Raw genomic sequence first — 17,949 nt, 5'->3', positions numbered from 1 at the left:
GTAAATAATATGGCTCAAATAATCTATTCTAAAAAAATAAAAAAAATAGTTGATTTATATGATGGCTTAATTGTATCGTGTTTAGAGATTAAAGAAGGATTAGAAGAAAATCAGTTAGATTTAATTGAAAATAAGATAAAAGAGATTAAAATTAAATTAATGAATAGTCTAGATGTAGATGAATTAGGTGAATTAGTAGAAACTTTATATAATATCCATCAAGATATAAACAGACTATTAATTGAATTTACTTATAATAGAGATTTAGAATTACTGAATAAGGTAATTAATATTTTGCAAGATTTAAAGGACAATTTGGAAGTGGAATTTAGATATAAAGCATTACTTCCCACTTATATGAAAAAATTCAAGTGTATTGCTTCAAACTGTGAGGAAAGTTGCTGTAAGGGTTGGAGAGTATTAGTAGATCAAGATAGTTATCAACTTTATCAGCAGATAGAAGATGAAGGTTTAAAAAAAACTATAAATAATAATATAAAAATTAATAAATCTGATGAGAATAATTCTAGCTATGCATATATAAAATTAAAAGAAGATAATTCTTGCCCTTTTTTAACTAAAGATGAGTTATGTAATATACATTTAAAGAAGGGTGAAAATTATTTGTGTGATACTTGTGCTATATATCCCAGAACTACTATTAACTTAGTTGATAATATTTTAGAAGTTTCTGCAACTATGTCCTGTCCTGAAATAAGGAGATTAGCACTTTTGAATAAGAGTGGAATCAAATTTGAATATGTAAATGATTATCTGTTTGATAGAAATGTTAATATAAATTTCAATACAGAAAAAATTAAAGATAACAATCCTAAAAAATATTTCAAAGAAATAAGAAGTTTGTCTATAGGACTATTACAAAATAGAGAATATAGTTTAAAGGAAAGATTAATTTTCTTGGGGATTATATGCAATAGTTTAGAAAAGAATATTCAAAATGATAAGGTAGAAGATATATCAGAGGTTATAGACTATTATAAGATGTTAAATAAAAATAAGTTTAATTTTGATATATCAAAAATTTCTAGCAAAGAAGATATACAAATTCAAATCTTAAATAAAATTATTAATATGAAAATCAATAATAATATTAATAACAATTATTTCAGTAAATTAAAAGAAGCTATAAAAGGTATTACAATAGCTGGAGAAAGTTTAGAAGAATCAGTTAATAGATATAGAGAGTCTTATAGAGTTTATTATAAACTATTTATGCAGCAACATGAATATCTTTTAGAAAATTACCTTGTTAATTATATTTTTAAAAATTTATTTCCTTTAGGAAGTGATAAATCATTATTTGATGAGTATGTATTATTTATTATTCATTACTCTATAATAAAGATGTTACTAATTGGCTTATCTGCTTTTCATAAGGGTTTAAGTGTTGAAGTAGTGATAGATTTAATAGGAACGTTTTCCCGTGTTCTTGAACATGATTCTAGTTATTTTAAGAGTGTATATGAATTTATTAAAGAAAATGAGTTTGATACTCTTGCTTATATGACTGTTCTGATTAAAAATTAACTAGTATTAAATGATTAGTGTGATAAGTGAACAAAAATATTCTCAAAAAGAATTGTTAATGACGTTATATAAATGAACTAGCCATTTTTGTTTTAAGGCTAAATAAGCTTTAGATAAAGAATAGTAATTTTTAAATTATAATTAATTACTTTAAATTTAATTATTATTAGAATTTTGTCGTTTATTTAAAAATTTTTATGATACCTAAAATAATGGGTGGTTATATGAAAAACTTAATTATAGTCGGAGCTGGTAGTGCTGGAAAACATATAATTAATGAGATATTAAAGAATAATACAAAATTTAATTATAATATAATTGGTTTTCTAGATGCTGATAAAAGTAAACATCATAATATAATAAAAGGATATAAGGTATTAGGGGATCATGCTAATATTAAATACTTTATTAAGCAACATAAAATAGATGAAATTATTATAGCAACTACATCAATAAACCATAAGGATTTAGGAAAAATATATACTGAGGTGAAGAAACAAGGTGTAAATGTTAAGGTATTGCCCTCTTTTGAAGAATTATTGTTAGATAAGTCTTTTACTAAACAGTTAAGGAAAATTAGAGTAGAAGATTTATTAGGAAGAGAGCCTATTAATATTAATAGTAAAGATATACATGAATATATTAATTCTAAAGTAGTTATAGTTACAGGAGCTGCTGGATCAATTGGCAGTGAATTATGTAGACAGCTAGTCAAATATAATCCGGAAAAATTAGTTATGTTAGATATTAATGAAAATGATCTATATTTTCTAGAATTATACTTAAAGCGTCATTATAAAATCAAAGTTTATCCAGAAATCTGTAATATAAGAGAAAAAGGTAAATTAAATTATCTATTTAAAAAATATCAACCTGATTTGGTTTTTCATGCAGCTGCTCATAAGCATGTTCCTTTAATGGAGAATAACATAGGGGAAGCAATAAAAAATAATGTTTTTGCAACTAGAAACCTTATAGAAATTTCAGATAAATACATTGTTGAAAAATTTGTATTTATTTCTACCGATAAAGCTGTAAACCCTACAAATATTATGGGGGCAACTAAGCGATTAGCTGAATTAATTTTGGAAGATAAAAATAAATCTTCGCATACTAAATATATGGCTGTAAGATTTGGTAATGTACTTGGAAGTAATGGTAGTGTAATTCCTTTATTTAAATCTTTATTAAAAGAAGGAAAAGATCTAACTGTAACTCATAAAGAGGTAACAAGATACTTTATGACTATTCCAGAAGCAGCACAATTGGTATTAGAGGCTGGCTATATAGGAAAGGGCGGAGAGGTTTTTGTATTAGACATGGGGAAACCCATAAAAATAATTGATTTAGCAAAACGAATGATAGAGTTATCTGGCTTGAATTTGGGGGAAGATGTAGATATTAAAATAACTGGTTTAAGGCCAGGTGAAAAGTTATATGAAGAATTATTGTATGATGTGGATTATTGTAAAGAAACACAAAATGAAAAGATATTTATAGCAGATATAAGAAATGAAGATATCAAAATTAAATCAGGATTAAAAAATTTAAAAAAAATAGTTGAAAACTTTGATAGAAATAAGATGAAAAAAAAATTAAAAGAATTAGTACCAACTTATAAAGAAGCAAATTATTAATAGTGGGGTGCTTTAATGAGCTTGAATATACCGTTATCAGTACCTAATCTAACTTTAGATATTCTTGAAAATATTAAAGAGTGTATAGAGACAGGATGGGTATCTACAGGTGGAAGGTTTATAACTGAATTTGAAAATAAGATTGCTGAGTATGTTGGAGTTGAAGAAGCTGTAGGAGTACAAAGTGGTACAGCAGGGCTTCATATGAGTTATAGAGTATTGGGGGTAGAAGCCGGTGATGAAGTAATTGTACCTACGGTTACTTTTATAGCAACTGTAAATCCAGTAACTTATTTAGGTGCTCATCCTATTTTTATAGATTGTGATGATACATTGAATATGGATTTAGATAAATTAGAAGAGTTTTTGGAGACTCAATGTGAATTTACAGAAAGAGGATTAAAAAATAAGAAAAGCAACAGATTAATTAAGGTTTTATGTGTAGTTCATATTTTTGGTAATCCAATTGATATGGAACGAGTTATGGGTATAGCTGAAAAGTACAATTTAAAAGTAGTAGAAGATGCTGCTGAATCTTTAGGTTCTTACTATGTAGATGGGAAATATAAAGGAAGATATACAGGTACTATAGGACATGTGGGGGTTTACTCTTTTAATGCAAATAAGATATTGACTACTGGTGGGGGAGGAATGATTGTTTCTAATGACATAAGTTTATTAGAAAAAGCAAGGTTTTTATCTGTGCAAGCAAAGACCGACCCTTTATATTATAAACATGATGAGATAGGTTACAATTATAGACTTACCAATGTTGCAGCAGCCTTTGGTACTAGCCAGATTGATCAAATAGAAAGATTTATAAATTCTAAAATAAAAAATTATAATCTATATAAAGAAGAAATAGCTAATATAGAAGGTTTAGATCTATTACCTTTTAATAATAGAACAAGACCTAATTACTGGTTCTATTCTGTAATAGTAGACAAAGAGAAATATGGTATTGATAGAGATGAACTATTAAGTGGATTAAATGAAGTAGGAATACAAGCAAGGCCGCTTTGGGGTCTTATGAGTGATCAAAAACCATTTAAAGATGAAATAGCTTATAAAGTAGAAAAAGCTAGGTATTATGTAGATAATATAATAAATATACCTTGTAGTACAAGCCTGACAGAAGAACAGTTATTTAAAGTAATAGAGAAATTGAAAGAGTTTAAGGAATGATGAAAGCTAAAAAGAAAATTATAATTATAGGTTCTGGAGGGCATGCAAAGGTTATAGCTGATATTATTTTGAAAAGAAAAGAAGAACTAAAAGAGGATATAGAATTAAAAGGGTTTTTAGACGATAAGTATAATGATGATAATGAATTAAAGATTTTTGATATACCTGTAATTGGTAAGGTTGACAAGATAAAAGATATATCTAAAGAAGACATTTATTTCATAATAGGAATTGGGAATAATGAGATTAGAGAGAAAATTTCTAAAAGTTATAAAGTCAATTATTTTACGGCAATTCATCCCAAAGCTACAATAGCAAATAAAGCTAAAATTAAAGAAGGTAGTGTAGTCATGGCTAATGCTGTAATAAATAGTTATACGGAAATAGGGAAACACTGCATAATAAATACTGGTAGTATAATAGAACATGATAATATTATAGAGGATTTTGTTCATATTTCTCCAAATGTTACATTAGCTGGGGGAGTAAAAGTAGGCCAAGGGAGTTGGATTGGAATTGGTGCTAGTGTAATAGAAGGTATAAAGATCGGTTCTAGAACTATGATAGGAGCTGGCAGTGTTGTTATAAAAGATATAGAAGATAATAAAAAAGCATTTGGAGTTCCTTGTAAGGAGAGGTAAAGGTGAAGACGTTTATTATTGCTGAAGCAGGAGTAAACCATAATGGTAATCTAGATTTAGCTAAAAGATTGATAGATGAAGCTATCTGGGCTGGTGCTGATGCCATTAAGTTTCAAAGTTTTAAAGCTGAAAAGCTAGTATCTAAAAGTTTGGAGAAAGCAGATTATCAAAAAGACACAACTTCAAAAGATGAAACACAATATGAAATGATAAAAAAATTAGAGCTAGATTATGATGAATATGAGATATTAAGAGACTATTGTAAGGAAAAAGATATTTTATTCATGTCTTCAGCTTTTGATTTGGAGAGTATAGAACTTCTTGATGGACTAGGTATGAAGATATGGAAGATACCATCAGGAGAGATAACTAATTTACCTTATCTAAGAAGGATAGGGCAACTAAATAATAAGGTTATTATATCTACAGGAATGGCTAACCTATCTGAGATAGAAGTTGCTTTAAAGGTATTAAGAGAGGCTGGAAGTAAAGATATAACTGTGCTTCATTGTAATACTGAATATCCAACGCCAATGGAAGATGTGAATTTAAAAGCTATGAATACAATTAAAGAAGCTTTTAAAGTTAAAGTGGGTTATTCTGATCATACCTTGGGTATAGAAGTTTCTATAGCGGCAGTGGCTATGGGGGCAGAGGTTGTAGAAAAACACTTTACTTTGGATAGAACTATGGAAGGACCAGACCATAGAGCTAGTTTAGAACCTGATGAGTTAAAGTCAATGGTTGAAGCAATTAGGAATATAGAAAAAGCTTTGGGAAGTGGAGTAAAAAAGCCATCAAAATCAGAAATGAAGAATAAAGCTATTGTCAGAAAGAGTATAGTTGCAAGCAGAGATATAAAAGAGGGAGATGTCTTTAATGAAGAAAATTTAGCTATTAAAAGACCTGGTAATGGAATTAGTCCTATGAGATGGGGAGAGATAGTAGGAAAGATAGCTAAAAGGAGTTTCAAAAAAGATGAGTTGATTAAGCTATGATTGAGAAAAAAGTATGTGTTGTAACAGGTACAAGAGCTGAGTATGGAATTTTAAAACCACTTATTAAAAGACTTAAAAACTCAGAATTTTTGCAATTACAAATCATAGCTACAGGGATGCATTTATCTCCGGAATTCGGATTGACTTATAAACAGATAGAAGCAGATGATTTTGAGATAGACGAAAAGTTAGAGATATTAATAAGCTCAGATACTCCTGTAGGTGTATCTAAATCTATGGGGTTAGCTTTAATAAGCTTTTCAGAAGCTTATGAGAGATTAAATCCTGATATGGTAGTGATATTAGGAGACAGATATGAAACCTTTGCAGCTATGTCGGCAGCAACAGTAGCTAATATACCTATAGCTCACCTTCATGGGGGAGAGATTACAGAAGGTGCTTTTGATGAATCTTTTCGTCATAGTATGAGTAAAATGTCTTATTTACATTTCACCTCTACAGAAGAATATAGAAAGAGGGTTATACAGTTAGGAGAATCTCCTAAGAGAGTATTTAATGTAGGGGCTATGGGTGTTGAAAATACACTTAATTTAGAACTTTTATCAAAAAGTGAGATAGAAGAGAAGTTAGAAATAGATTTGGGTGAAAAGTATTCAGTAATAGTCTTTCATCCTGTAACTTTGGAGAATAATACAGCAGAAAATCAAATTAAAGAATTATTAGAAGCTTTAGAAGAAAAAAAAGAGTTAATTAAGGTTTTCATAAAAGGAAATTCTGATACTAGTGGAAGAATAATCAATAAGGAGATAGATAAATATGTTAAAAATGATAATAAATCATATTCATTTAAGTCTTTGGCACTGGAATACTATTTAAGTTTAATGAAGAATAGTAAAGTGCTAATAGGTAATTCTTCTAGTGGGATTATAGAAGCTCCAAGCTTGAAGATACCTACACTTAATATAGGGGATAGACAAAAAGGCAGAATAAAAGCAGAATCTGTGATAGATTGTATACCAGAAAAGAAAGAGATTCTAAAAAGTTTAGAAATCATTGATAGAGAAGAATTTAAATCTAAATTAAAGAATCTAAATAACCCTTATGGTCAAGGTAATACTTCTAAAAAGATAATTAAGATACTTGAGAATATTTTATTGAGTCAAAATATAGATTTAAAGAAGAAGTTTTATGATATAGAATTTGAGGTGTGATTTTGATATGAATAGGATAATAGCAATTATACCTGCCAGAAGTGGTTCAAAGGGTCTAAAAGATAAAAATATAAAAGAGCTAAATAAAAAACCAATGATTGCCTATACAATAGAAGCTGCTAAAAAGAGCGGAATATTTAAAGATATTATAGTTTCTACTGATTCAAGAGAATATGCAGAGATTGCAATTAAATATGGAGCCGATGCTCCTTTTTTAAGGTCTAAGGAGCTTTCAAATGATGCAGCAAGCAGTATTGATGTAATTATAGATGTATTAAGTGAGATGAAAAAGTTGGGAAAAGAGTATAATTACTTTATGCTTCTTCAGCCGACGTCACCATTAAGGACATCACAGAATATAAAAGAAGCTTATGAGTTATTAGTAGAAAAAGAAGCAAATGCGGTAGTTAGTGTTTGTGAGACAGAACATAGTCCTTTATTAGCTAATACTTTAGATGAAAATTTATCATTAGATAATTTTTTGGATGAGGCGAAAAATATGAGACGGCAAGATTTAACATTTTTTTATAGAGTTAATGGAGCTATATATATATCCAAGGTAAGATATTTTTTAAAATTTAAAGATTTTTATAAAGAAAAATCTTTTGCTTACATTATGGATAAGAGAGAGTCAATAGATATAGATAATTATATAGATTTTAAGTTAGCTGAAGTTTTGTTGAAAGAAAAGAAGGCTTTTTAAATAAAACATATTATTATCTTATTAAAGAAGGAATTTTCTATATGCTTACAGAACTAAATATTAATGAATTATTTATAAATAAATTAAGCCCAATAGAGGTGATATATTGTGATTGATAAACAAATTATAGATAGAGTAATTAAAATATATAAGAATGAGTTAACTTATTATCAGAATTTGTTATCTTTAAGTCAGAAACAACAAAAATTAATTAAAAATTCAGACCTAGAAGAATTAGAAAGAATATTATCTAGCAAAGAACAAGTAATGAGTAAGATAGATGATTTAGAGTTAAAATTAAAACCTTATAAGAATGCATGTATAAAAGCATTAGATTTAGATGATAAGAGATGGATAAGTCAACTTTTAGAGACAGAATTATTTGATTTAGAGTTGGAAGATACTATTAATAGTATAAAAACTTTGATTAAGGAATTAAATGATTTAGATAAACAGAATCAAAAGTTGATGGCAGATAAAAAAAATGAGTTAATGAAAGAGATAGGTAAAATTAGAAAAGGGTCTAAGGTTAACAAATCCTATAATTCTAAACAAGCAAGAATTCATTCTACTTTTATAGATAATAAAAGTTAGCTATAGTTTAATATCATAAACTTAATATTTGATGCAAAGAAAGGAGGAGATAGAATGAAAATTTCAGAAAGTTCAAATATAAGATCTGCTGTTTCTATAAATTCTAATCAATCTCAAAAAGTTGAACAACTAAATAATCAAGAAGTTAAAGAGGAATTTCAAGCCCAGAATAATAAACAGTCCAAAGAAAATGTTGAGAATAGTTTGAAAGAACTAAATGATGCAGTGCAAGCTGTTCATAAAGATTTAAAATTTGAATTACATGATGAGAGTGAAAGAATGATGGTTAAAGTTATGGATTTAGATAAACATAAAGTTATTAAAGAATTACCTCCTGAGGAAGTATTGGATATGGTAGGTAAAATAAAAGAGATGGTAGGTCTAATTATTGACGAGAAGATTTAGTATAATTAAATAGTTTTTATTAATCATCTCTATTATTAGGGATGAATTTTTTTTATTATATGAATTATAACTATATTTAATTCAAGGAGTGAAAATTATGTTAAAGTCTGAAAGAGATAAAATTAAAGAATTAGAAAAAGAAGTTGATTTATATAAAGAATTATTAACTCTAACAGAAGAAGAGAACAAACTATTAAAAGAAGATGATTTAGATAACTTAGAAGAGATTAAGTTAAAGAAGAGAGAAATTAGAGATAAGATAGAAAAGATAGAATTAAAATTTAACATAAGTAAAGGAGATAAAATTAAGTTAATGGTTAAGAGTAATTCGGAAAAATTAGCTAAAATTAAACCCTTAGTTAATGAGATTTATCAATTAGAGAAAGAAAATCAGGTGGTTAGGAGATAGGAGATAGGAGATAGGAGATAGGAGATAGGAGATAGAGAATAGGAGATAGAGGATGGGAGATAGAGGATAGGAGATAGGAGATAGGAGATAAGAGATAAGAGATAAGAGATAAGAGATAAGAGATAAGAGATAAGAGATAAGAGATAAGAGATAAGAGATAAGAGATAAGAGATAAAATAAAGACCATATGGTATATTATTGATTTAATATGGAATAATAATCAAAAAAATTCATGAAAGGATCTGCAATGAATTCGGTAGCTTATAAGGATAACTTTAAAAATTTAAAACTCTGGCAAGAAGCTCACAAACTTGTATTAGAAATTTATCAAATCACAGCTGATTTTCCTAAGGAAGAAAGGTATGGTCTTACTGATCAATTTAGAAGGGCAGTTGTATCTATACCTAATAATATTGTAGAAGGGAAAGGAAGAAAAACAAACAAGGAGTTATTAAAATTTGCTTATATTTCTCGTGGTTCATTAGAAGAGGTTAAATACTTATTGATACTATCTAAGGATTTAGGATATATAGAGGATAAATCTTATAATCATTTATTTAAGCAGACAAATTTAATTGGTAAATTACTAAATGGTTTTATTAATGCTTTTAAATAATGGGTTAATAGGTATGCCTTTCTCCTATAGCCTAGTGCCTATCGCCTAAAAACTCTTGCTTTTTTCAACCCCACAATGTATAATGAAAAAGGTATTTACTTAGGTCTGTGGTTGAAAGTCGATGCCAGTCGCAGGCAAAACGATCCACGTAAGGTAGCATAAAATTTTTAAGCTATTGATCATGGTGCGGCTTAGAGGTGAGTCCTACCTAGATTATTACATAATGTAATTCTACTAGAGAGAGGTAGTAGTGGTCTGATAATACTGCAAACCCTCCAGTGGGCGAGTGTGGGGGCAAAGATCAGGTCAGCTAAGTAAATACATTTATGAGTACTCAATTTGAGTGCTCTTTTTGTTTTTTTGTTATTACTTTAAGGTTACTCCTGATTGGGTCTTACTTTTGAACTAAGAACTATCATTTAGATAGTGATTTTATCAAGTTTTAAGATTTTAATTATAATTTATAAATTATACAGTATTAATTAAAAAGTTTGAAAAGATACTTAAATTATATAAGCTGTCAACTAAAAATAATCTTTCTGGTTTGTATTCTAAAATATAACTTATACTAAATACTAAGATTAATATTTACTAGGAGGTATTATCTATGATGTATTTACTTTTGTTTTTAGGTGGAGCTTTAATAGCAGCATTGTTTTTAATCCTAAAAAGTTAAAGTACTTATGGAGGAAATTACTGCTTGAAGTTAGAATTTATATATCAAGGAGTGAATTAAAATGTTTAGAGAGTTAGATATAAAGACTACTAAGCGTGGAGAATTAATAGATATTACTAGAAAAGTTGAAGAGGTAGTTAGCCAGTCAGCAGTTAAAAAGGGGACTTGTCTAGTATTTATTCCCCATACTACTGCGGCAGTAACAATTAATGAAAATGCTGACCCTACTGTGAAAAGGGATATTTTACATAAGCTAGATCAATTGATACCTTGGAAAGATAATTATCAGCATTTAGAAGGTAATTCAGCAGCCCATCTAAAGGCTAGTCTCTTTGGAAATTCAGAGCAGATAATTATTAAAGGTGGAAGATTATTGTTAGGAACTTGGCAAGGGATCTATTTTGCTGAATTTGATGGTCCTAGAAGAAGGAAAGTACAGGTAAAAATAGTGACAAGTGACGAGTAATGACTATAAATTAGTCAGCAGTCACTGCTTACTTGTCATTGAACTTAAAGAGGAGGAGAGAAGATGTTAGTAGATTATCATACACACCCTTTGGGGCATATGGATAGAAAGATTAGTAAAGAAAATATTAGAGAATTCTTAGAAGTTGCTGTCAAAAAAGATGTATCAGAAGTTGGATTTACAGATCATAATCGTTATTATGAAGAGTTTGATTTTGATCTGATTGCAGAGGTAGCTAAGGAGTATCCACAGATAAAAGTAAGAAGAGGAATCGAAATGGATTATACTCCAGGTAAGGAAGATGAAATCGCTGAATTTTTAGGGCAATTTGATCTGGATTATGTTATTGGATCTATTCACTTTCTTGGTGATTGGATGTTTGATCATCCAGATTATACAGCTGAATATGATAATTGGAAGATTGTAGAGTTATATAAAGAGTACTTTGACTATGTAAGAGGTGCAGCTCAATCTGGGTTATTTCAAATCTTAGGTCATTTAGATTTAATTAAGGTCTTTGGATATAGACCTAAAAAAGATATAGTTGAGATAGTAACTCCTACTTTAGAGGTAATTGCAGCAGAAGATATAGTAATAGAGATCAATACTAATGGTATGAATAAACCTGCTCAAGAGTTTTACCCTAGCCGAGAAATTTTGGAGAAGGCTTATGAACTAGGAATTAAGGTAACTATGAGTTCTGATGCTCATAAAGCAGAGAGGATTGGTGAAAATCTTTCGGCGGTAAAAGATATTCTTCTAGATATTGGTTATACTGAGATTGCTACTTTTGAAAACAAGAAAAGAAAGATGGTTAAATTATAATTAAAGTAGGTCTTAGTATTGGAATTTTGATCGATATAATTTAGCTATTTAAAAAGTAATAACTGAAAATAGAGAATAGAGTTTCGATATTAATAGCCTGACTAAAAGTTTAGTCAGGCTATTAAATTTAAATAAAAAAGTATAAAATATTGATCTTTTATTTTTGAATTTACTCATATTAGGAAAGAATATTTTATTTGTTGAAAAGAGGATAAATATTTTAATTATTTGATCAATTTTTCATAATTTGTTATAATTATTATAGTTTGTTATTTTTAAATGGGGAGGGAGAAGGGTGTTTAATAAATTATCTTTAAAGTTGAAACTAAATTTAATTGTGGGAATATCAATGTTAATTTTAGCTTTTGTAGTATTGGTAGGGGTTAATATAGTTATAACTAAACAAGTTTCCATTCAAGCAGTGAGAGGAGAAGTGAATGTAGCTGATCAACTTTTAGCACATAAGTATCCAGGAGATTGGCGTAAAGAAGGAGATCGCTTATATAAAGGTGATCTTTTAATAAATAATAATTCTGAAATAATAGGTGATATTGTTGAATTAACTAGAGGGACTGCAACAATTTTTGCTGATAGTACTAGAGTTGCTACTAATGTCAAAAGAGAAGATGCTACAAGTGCTATAGGAAGTAAAGTAGATAAGAAGATAGCTAAAATAGTATTAGAAGATGGTAAGAACTATTATGGAAAAGCAGATGTAGTAGGAGAAAATTATTATGCTGCATATCAACCAATTAAGAACAAAAAAGATGAAATTATTGGTATGTTATATGTTGGAACTTCTTCAGAATTGGTTAAGCCTATAATCAAGAAGATATTCTGGTTAATTGTTATAATTTTTATAGTTAGTCAGATTGTAATACAAGCTCTATTAATTATACCTTTTAATAGATTGTTATTTAATCCTTTAGATAGGATTATAAAAGTGACTAATCAGATAGCAGTTGGTAAGTTGAATAATAAATTAGAGACAGAAAGAGAAGATGAAATTGGTGTTTTAATAGATAGTGTTAATAAGATGACTAATAGTTTAAGAGGAATCGTAGTTAGTTTATTAGGTATTACAGAGGATTTGTCAGGCTATAGTCAAGAGTTAGCTGCTTCTGCTGAAGAGGGAAATGCAAATATAGAAGATACAAACTCTAATATTGAACAGATAGCAAGTGGTATTCAGCAGGTATCGGCAAGTAGTCAAGAGGTAAATGGCTTAGCAGAAGAAGCAAATGCCCAAACCCAAGTAGGTAATGATAATATAAGTAAAGTAATCAACAATATAGAAGAGATTAATCAAGCTGTAAGTGAAGCTGTAGAGGTTATAAATGCCCTAGATGATAACTCGAAAGAGATTGGTCAGATTATAGAAGTAATTACCAATATAGCTGAACAGACCAATTTATTAGCTTTAAATGCAGCAATTGAGGCGGCAAGAGCTGGTGAACATGGACAAGGATTTGCTGTAGTAGCAGATGAGATTAGAGAGTTGGCTGAAGAGACTGCAAAAGCAACTGATAATATTGCTGGAATAGTGAAAGAGACCCAAAGTAAATCTACTAAAGGTCTAGAGGTAATCAAAGATGTAGAAGTTAAGGCTAAAGAAGGTAAAGTTGTTGTTCAAGATACAGGTGAGGTATTTGATCTAATAAGAGATGCAATAGAAAGTACTTCTATTCAAATAGAACAGACAGCATCTATTTCTGAGCAATTAGCAGGGAATAGTAATAGATTAATGAATGCTTCTGAGGATATTAGTAATATGTCCCATGGAATTACTGAATCATCACAAGAATTATCAAATATGGCACAACAATTACAGCAAATGATGGAAGAGTTTGAGATATAGTTTCCTAAAAAAGAGTAGCACCTGAAGGTGCTACTCTTTTTTGTTAGAATTATTTAGTATATTACTTAAATTTGATTGACAATTTAAGTAATATATTATAATCTAATCATAGTTATAATTTAGGTATAAAATATTAATCAAGAAAGAGATAATTTAATTAATATATTGGAATCTGTTGGGTGATTTCTATATATAAGGAGGATAAGATGATAATAAGAGATGATATTAGGAATATAGCCATTATTGCCCATGTTGATCATGGTAAGACAACATTAGTAGATGGTATGTTAAAACAGAGTGGTATTTTTCATGCCAAACAAGAAGTAGAAGAGAGAGTTATGGATAGTAATGATTTAGAAAAGGAAAGAGGTATTACTATTCTTTCCAAAAATACAGCTATTAACTATAAAGATAAGAAGATTAATATAGTTGATACACCAGGACATGCTGATTTTGGTGGAGAGGTAGAGCGTATCTTAAAGATGGTTGATGGAGTATTATTAATTGTTGATGCTTTTGAAGGACCAATGCCTCAAACTAAATTCGTATTAACAAAAGCTTTGGAATTGGATTTAACGCCAATTGTCGTAATTAATAAGGTAGACCGTCCTGATGCAAGACCAGGTGTAGTTGAGGATATGGTGCTTGATCTATTTATTGAATTAGGAGCTACTGAAGAACAGATTGAATTCCCTGTTATTTATGCTTCAGCTTTAGAAGGTTTTGCTACAGCAGATTTAGATGAAGAAAGCGATACTTTAGAGCCATTATTTAAATCAATTGTTGAGCATATTCCTGCCCCAGAAGGTCAAATAGACGAGTCCTTGCAGATGATAGTTACTACTATTGAGTATAATGATTATGTAGGAAGAATGGCTATTGGTAAAGTCAATAGAGGACAGGTTAAAAAAGGAGAAAAGGTAGCTATTTGTAAGCAAGATGGAAGTATAGAGCATAAGAACATTACTAAGATCTTTTCTTATCAGGGGCTAGGAAAAGAAGAAGTAGAGATGGCTAAAATGGGAGATATCATTGCTTTAGCTGGAACTGAGGATATAAACATTGGTGAAACAATTGCCGATGCAGAGAATCCAGAAGCGTTACCTTTTATAAAAATAGAAGAGCCAACAGTAAGTATGACCTTTACTACTAATGATAGTCCCTTTTCAGGACAAGAAGGAGATTATGTAACTTCACGTCAATTGAAGGAGAGACTATTTACTGAGTTAGAAAGAAATGTAGCTTTAAGAGTAGAAGAGTTAACTCCTGATACCTTTAAAGTTTCTGGTAGAGGTGAATTACACTTATCTATTTTAATTGAGACTATGAGAAGAGAAGGCTATGAATTCCAAGTATCTAAGCCAGAAGCAATTATTAAAGAGGTAGATGGTCAAAAGATGGAACCAATTGAAGAGGTAATTATCGATGTTCCAGAAGATTTTATGGGTACTATAATTGAAGAGTTAGGAAAGCGTAAAGGTGAGATGAAGGATATGACTCATCTAAGTCAAACTAGAATGAGATTGACCTTTGAAATTCCTGCTCGTGGTTTAATTGGTTTTAGATCTGAATTCTTAACTAAGACTAAAGGGGAAGGGATTTTAAATAGTACCTTCTCTCATTATGATAACTATCGAGGAGAAATGAATACTCGTAGAAATGGTACTATTGTAGCAGATCGTGCTGGAGAAACTACTCGTTATGGAATCTTTAATGCTCAAGATAGAGGAATAATCTTTGTTGATCCAGGAACAAAGGTTTATGCTGGAATGATTGTTGGTTCTAACTCTAGAGAGCAAGATTTAGATGTTAACATTTGTAAAGGTAAGAAACTTGACAACATGAGATCTTCTGGGTCTGATGAAGCTATTATGTTAACTCCAGCTACTAAATTTAGCTTAGAAGAATCATTGGAATTTATTACTAGCGATGAGTTAGTAGAAGTAACACCCAAAAATATTAGATTAAGAAAGAAGATCTTGGATAAGAAAAAACGTATCAAATCACAAAAATAGTAAGTATTATATAGTATAAATAGAGTAGTCATATAAGAGTAGAGTCTATCTCTGCTCTTGGATTACATAAGTTCTTTGTTAGTTTTACTATTATATAAATAAAATTGGCTTAAGGAGTTAAGAATTGAGGAGGAAGAGATTGATATGAAACTATCATCACGTGTTAACCAAATTGCTAATTCTCCAACTTTAGCAATTACTGCTAAAGCTAAAGCATTACAAGAAGAAGGAAGAGAGATTATTGGCTTAGGAGCAGGTGAGCCTGATTTTGAAACCCCTAAACATGTTAAAGAAGCTGCTATTAAAGCTATTGAAGAAGGATTTACTACTTATACTGCTACTGTTGGAATCTTAGAATTAAGAGAAGCTATTTGTGATAGTTGTAAAGAGGAGAGAGGAGTAGACTATAATAGTAATCAAGTTATTGTTTCTAGTGGGGCTAAAAGTTCTTTATTTAATGCTATTCAGGCCTTAGTTGAAGTAGGAGATGAGGTGATTTTACCTGCTCCTTATTGGGTAAGTTATCCTGAACAGATTAAATTTGCTGGAGGCATCCCAGTTGTAGTTGAAACCTCAGAGGATAATAGTTTTAAGATGACTGCCAAGGATTTAAAGGAGGCTATTACTGCTAAAACTAAAGCAGTGATTATTAATAGTCCAAGTAATCCAACGGGGGCAGTTTATAGTAAAGAAGAGTTAGAAGAGATAGCACAAGTAGCTATTGAAGAAGATATCTTTGTTATTTCTGATGAGATATATCGAAAGATTAGTTATTCTAATAAGGCAGTTAGTATTGCTAGTTTAGGAGAAGAGATTAAGGATAGAACCTTAATTATTGATGGTGTATCTAAAGCTTATGCTATGACTGGTTGGAGAATTGGTTATGCTGTAGGATCAGAAGAGTTAATTAAAGCTATGGGAAGGTTACAAAGCCATAGTACTTCTAATGCTAACTCAATAGCACAAAAAGCAAGCTTGGCAGCTATTGCAGGTAGCCAAGAAGCAACTAATAAGATGTTAGAAGCCTTTGAAGCTCGTCGAGATTTGATTACAGATGGGATCAATAAAATTACAGGTATTACAGCAGTTAAGCCAGAAGGTGCATTCTATTTATTTGCTAATATTAAAGGGTTATTAGGAAAGACTATTGATGATGAAGAGATAGTTGATGATTATAAATTTGTAGAATTATTACTAGAAAAAGCAGGGGTAGCTACAGTACCTGGTTCAGCCTTTGGAATGCCAGGATATATTAGATTATCTTATGCTGCTAGTGATGAAGATCTTAAAGAAGCCCTTAATAGAATAAATCAATTTTTATCATAATGAAATCTTATAGAGACACGATATATCGTGTCTCTATTCTTTTTCTATTACTTTAAAAGAAAAGCTTGAATTAGCTTGGATAATTATCCAAATTAAGTTTAATTGATAACTTTTTTTTTCTATAATTACAGTTCTTTGATCTAATGTTCCTGCTAATAATTTACCATCTACCTTAGATATATCTCTTCCTATTAATGTCTTTAATATTTCAAAGATATCTTTTTTTAATTCTTGTTTAATGTGTTTATCTAGCTTATTTTCTATATCTATACTTAGGTTTTTGATTACCTTTCTTCTTTCTTGGGCTAAACTTTCTTCTAGATTATTTAGTTGTGTCTGTTGATTATCTATTTTGGATAGTAGTTCTTCTTTTTCGAAGATTAATTGGTCTAATTGTTGTGCAACTAAGAGATTAAATAGGGTTATACCAAATATCATTCCTAGAATAAAGCAGGCAAACATACGTAAAAGATCTTGTTTAGTTAGGGTTAAGAAATTAAAAGTCATTTTAATTGCCTCCAGTTATGATGGAGATAAGCCAAATTCCAAGTTGGGCTCCTAAGAATGCTACCATTAATAAAACAAATTGTTTGAATATTAGGATGAATTTTCCTTCAAACATTCCTCCTTCGATAATTCTAAGGTGAGAAAAGGTTCCACCCATAGCAGTAACTACTGCCCAGAGTTTAATCTCCTGAGAAAGTTGTGACATGATTTTGATAGGAGATTCTTTAGCTAATGTAGCACCAATACTCCCCAAAATTGATCCTCCTAGAACTACTCCTAAAGAAATAAAAAAAACTAAGCTTAATCTTGCCATTATATCACCTACAGAATTAGTGATTAGTGACTATTGATTAGATGTTAACTACTAA

General features: G+C 29.7%; 18 protein-coding genes. 16 read left to right on the top strand and 2 right to left on the bottom strand.

What is annotated here, in order from left to right:
- Nucleotides 1-9 precede the first annotated feature (9 nt).
- The 16 genes from fliB (at nucleotide 10) to OREMA_RS0110175 (ending at nucleotide 17,074) form a co-directional block, all read left to right on the top strand.
- Nucleotides 10-1,548: a flagellin lysine-N-methylase gene (fliB, locus tag OREMA_RS0110250; RefSeq protein WP_018249175.1), complete on the top strand. Its 1,539-nt coding sequence runs from the start codon at nucleotides 10-12 to the stop codon at nucleotides 1,546-1,548.
- Between the two features lie 224 nt (nucleotides 1,549-1,772).
- Nucleotides 1,773-3,185, top strand: coding sequence for a polysaccharide biosynthesis protein (locus tag OREMA_RS0110245; RefSeq protein ID WP_018249174.1), 1,413 nt, complete (start codon nucleotides 1,773-1,775; stop codon nucleotides 3,183-3,185).
- Between the two features lie 15 nt (nucleotides 3,186-3,200).
- A complete protein-coding gene (locus tag OREMA_RS0110240) occupies nucleotides 3,201-4,370 on the top strand; it encodes a LegC family aminotransferase (protein WP_018249173.1) in 1,170 nt (389 codons plus the stop codon).
- The gene (locus tag OREMA_RS0110235; protein WP_018249172.1) at nucleotides 4,367-5,011 is read left to right on the top strand and encodes an acetyltransferase; all 645 of its coding nucleotides are present in this window, start codon (nucleotides 4,367-4,369) and stop codon (nucleotides 5,009-5,011) included. Before OREMA_RS0110240 ends, OREMA_RS0110235 begins: the two co-directional genes overlap by 4 nt.
- 2 nt (nucleotides 5,012-5,013) lie before the next feature.
- Nucleotides 5,014-6,009 carry an N-acetylneuraminate synthase gene (neuB, locus tag OREMA_RS0110230; protein ID WP_018249171.1) on the top strand — a complete coding sequence of 332 codons (996 nt, stop codon included), beginning with the start codon at nucleotides 5,014-5,016 and terminating at the stop codon, nucleotides 6,007-6,009.
- Entirely contained in the window at nucleotides 6,006-7,181 is a 1,176-nt protein-coding gene (gene neuC / locus OREMA_RS0110225) for a UDP-N-acetylglucosamine 2-epimerase (RefSeq protein WP_018249170.1), read from the top strand. The genes neuB and neuC overlap by 4 nt, the downstream gene beginning before the upstream one ends.
- 7 nt (nucleotides 7,182-7,188) lie before the next feature.
- Nucleotides 7,189-7,884, top strand: coding sequence for a pseudaminic acid cytidylyltransferase (gene pseF / locus OREMA_RS0110220; RefSeq protein ID WP_018249169.1), 696 nt, complete (start codon nucleotides 7,189-7,191; stop codon nucleotides 7,882-7,884).
- A gap of 108 nt (nucleotides 7,885-7,992) precedes the next feature.
- Nucleotides 7,993-8,478, top strand: coding sequence for a flagellar protein FlgN (locus tag OREMA_RS17650; RefSeq protein WP_018249168.1), 486 nt, complete (start codon nucleotides 7,993-7,995; stop codon nucleotides 8,476-8,478).
- Between the two features lie 54 nt (nucleotides 8,479-8,532).
- Complete coding sequence (locus OREMA_RS0110210; RefSeq protein WP_018249167.1) at nucleotides 8,533-8,883, top strand: flagellar protein FlaG; 351 nt, start codon at nucleotides 8,533-8,535, stop codon at nucleotides 8,881-8,883.
- A 97-nt stretch (nucleotides 8,884-8,980) separates the two neighbouring features.
- Nucleotides 8,981-9,292: a flagellar protein FlgN gene (locus tag OREMA_RS0110205; RefSeq protein WP_018249166.1), complete on the top strand. Its 312-nt coding sequence runs from the start codon at nucleotides 8,981-8,983 to the stop codon at nucleotides 9,290-9,292.
- Between the two features lie 247 nt (nucleotides 9,293-9,539).
- Nucleotides 9,540-9,908: a four helix bundle protein gene (locus tag OREMA_RS0110200; protein ID WP_018249165.1), complete on the top strand. Its 369-nt coding sequence runs from the start codon at nucleotides 9,540-9,542 to the stop codon at nucleotides 9,906-9,908.
- 737 nt (nucleotides 9,909-10,645) lie between these two features.
- A complete protein-coding gene (locus tag OREMA_RS0110195; RefSeq protein ID WP_018249164.1) occupies nucleotides 10,646-11,050 on the top strand; it encodes a secondary thiamine-phosphate synthase enzyme YjbQ in 405 nt (134 codons plus the stop codon).
- Between the two features lie 63 nt (nucleotides 11,051-11,113).
- Nucleotides 11,114-11,875 carry a histidinol-phosphatase HisJ family protein gene (locus tag OREMA_RS0110190; protein ID WP_018249163.1) on the top strand — a complete coding sequence of 254 codons (762 nt, stop codon included), beginning with the start codon at nucleotides 11,114-11,116 and terminating at the stop codon, nucleotides 11,873-11,875.
- Nucleotides 11,876-12,170: 295 nt separating this feature from the next.
- Nucleotides 12,171-13,733, top strand: a complete 1,563-nt coding sequence (locus OREMA_RS17645) for a methyl-accepting chemotaxis protein (protein WP_018249162.1) — start codon at nucleotides 12,171-12,173, stop codon at nucleotides 13,731-13,733.
- Between the two features lie 206 nt (nucleotides 13,734-13,939).
- Complete coding sequence (gene typA / locus OREMA_RS0110180) at nucleotides 13,940-15,748, top strand: translational GTPase TypA (protein WP_018249161.1); 1,809 nt, start codon at nucleotides 13,940-13,942, stop codon at nucleotides 15,746-15,748.
- A 144-nt stretch (nucleotides 15,749-15,892) separates the two neighbouring features.
- Nucleotides 15,893-17,074 (top strand): pyridoxal phosphate-dependent aminotransferase, encoded by a 1,182-nt coding sequence (locus OREMA_RS0110175; protein ID WP_018249160.1) that lies wholly within the window; start codon nucleotides 15,893-15,895, stop codon nucleotides 17,072-17,074.
- 33 nt (nucleotides 17,075-17,107) lie between these two features.
- Here the strand turns inward: OREMA_RS0110175 and OREMA_RS0110170 are convergent, their stop codons facing one another.
- Complete coding sequence (locus tag OREMA_RS0110170; RefSeq protein ID WP_018249159.1) at nucleotides 17,108-17,581, bottom strand: hypothetical protein; 474 nt, start codon at nucleotides 17,579-17,581, stop codon at nucleotides 17,108-17,110.
- Nucleotide 17,582: 1 nt separating this feature from the next.
- A complete protein-coding gene (locus OREMA_RS0110165) occupies nucleotides 17,583-17,894 on the bottom strand; it encodes a YtrH family sporulation protein (RefSeq protein ID WP_026188962.1) in 312 nt (103 codons plus the stop codon).
- Between the last annotated feature and the right edge of the window lie 55 nt (nucleotides 17,895-17,949).

Source organism: Orenia marismortui DSM 5156 (assembly GCF_000379025.1).
GTDB lineage: Bacteria > Bacillota > Halanaerobiia > Halobacteroidales > Halobacteroidaceae > Orenia > Orenia marismortui.
Note: the sequence above shows the minus strand (reverse complement) of the source record. Positions and strands in the feature narration are given on the sequence as shown.

Coding starts and splice junctions, on each gene's coding strand:
- OREMA_RS0110175 (WP_018249160.1), top strand. CDS start 15,893: ATGAAACTATCATCACGTGTTAACCAAATTGCTAATTCTCCAACTTTA.
- typA (WP_018249161.1), top strand. CDS start 13,940: ATGATAATAAGAGATGATATTAGGAATATAGCCATTATTGCCCATGTT.
- OREMA_RS0110200 (WP_018249165.1), top strand. CDS start 9,540: ATGAATTCGGTAGCTTATAAGGATAACTTTAAAAATTTAAAACTCTGG.
- OREMA_RS0110205 (WP_018249166.1), top strand. CDS start 8,981: ATGTTAAAGTCTGAAAGAGATAAAATTAAAGAATTAGAAAAAGAAGTT.
- OREMA_RS0110195 (WP_018249164.1), top strand. CDS start 10,646: ATGTTTAGAGAGTTAGATATAAAGACTACTAAGCGTGGAGAATTAATA.
- OREMA_RS0110210 (WP_018249167.1), top strand. CDS start 8,533: ATGAAAATTTCAGAAAGTTCAAATATAAGATCTGCTGTTTCTATAAAT.
- OREMA_RS0110165 (WP_026188962.1), bottom strand. CDS start 17,894: ATGGCAAGATTAAGCTTAGTTTTTTTTATTTCTTTAGGAGTAGTTCTA.
- OREMA_RS0110170 (WP_018249159.1), bottom strand. CDS start 17,581: ATGACTTTTAATTTCTTAACCCTAACTAAACAAGATCTTTTACGTATG.
- OREMA_RS0110245 (WP_018249174.1), top strand. CDS start 1,773: ATGAAAAACTTAATTATAGTCGGAGCTGGTAGTGCTGGAAAACATATA.
- OREMA_RS0110235 (WP_018249172.1), top strand. CDS start 4,367: ATGATGAAAGCTAAAAAGAAAATTATAATTATAGGTTCTGGAGGGCAT.
- OREMA_RS0110240 (WP_018249173.1), top strand. CDS start 3,201: ATGAGCTTGAATATACCGTTATCAGTACCTAATCTAACTTTAGATATT.
- neuC (WP_018249170.1), top strand. CDS start 6,006: ATGATTGAGAAAAAAGTATGTGTTGTAACAGGTACAAGAGCTGAGTAT.
- fliB (WP_018249175.1), top strand. CDS start 10: ATGGCTCAAATAATCTATTCTAAAAAAATAAAAAAAATAGTTGATTTA.
- pseF (WP_018249169.1), top strand. CDS start 7,189: ATGAATAGGATAATAGCAATTATACCTGCCAGAAGTGGTTCAAAGGGT.
- OREMA_RS0110190 (WP_018249163.1), top strand. CDS start 11,114: ATGTTAGTAGATTATCATACACACCCTTTGGGGCATATGGATAGAAAG.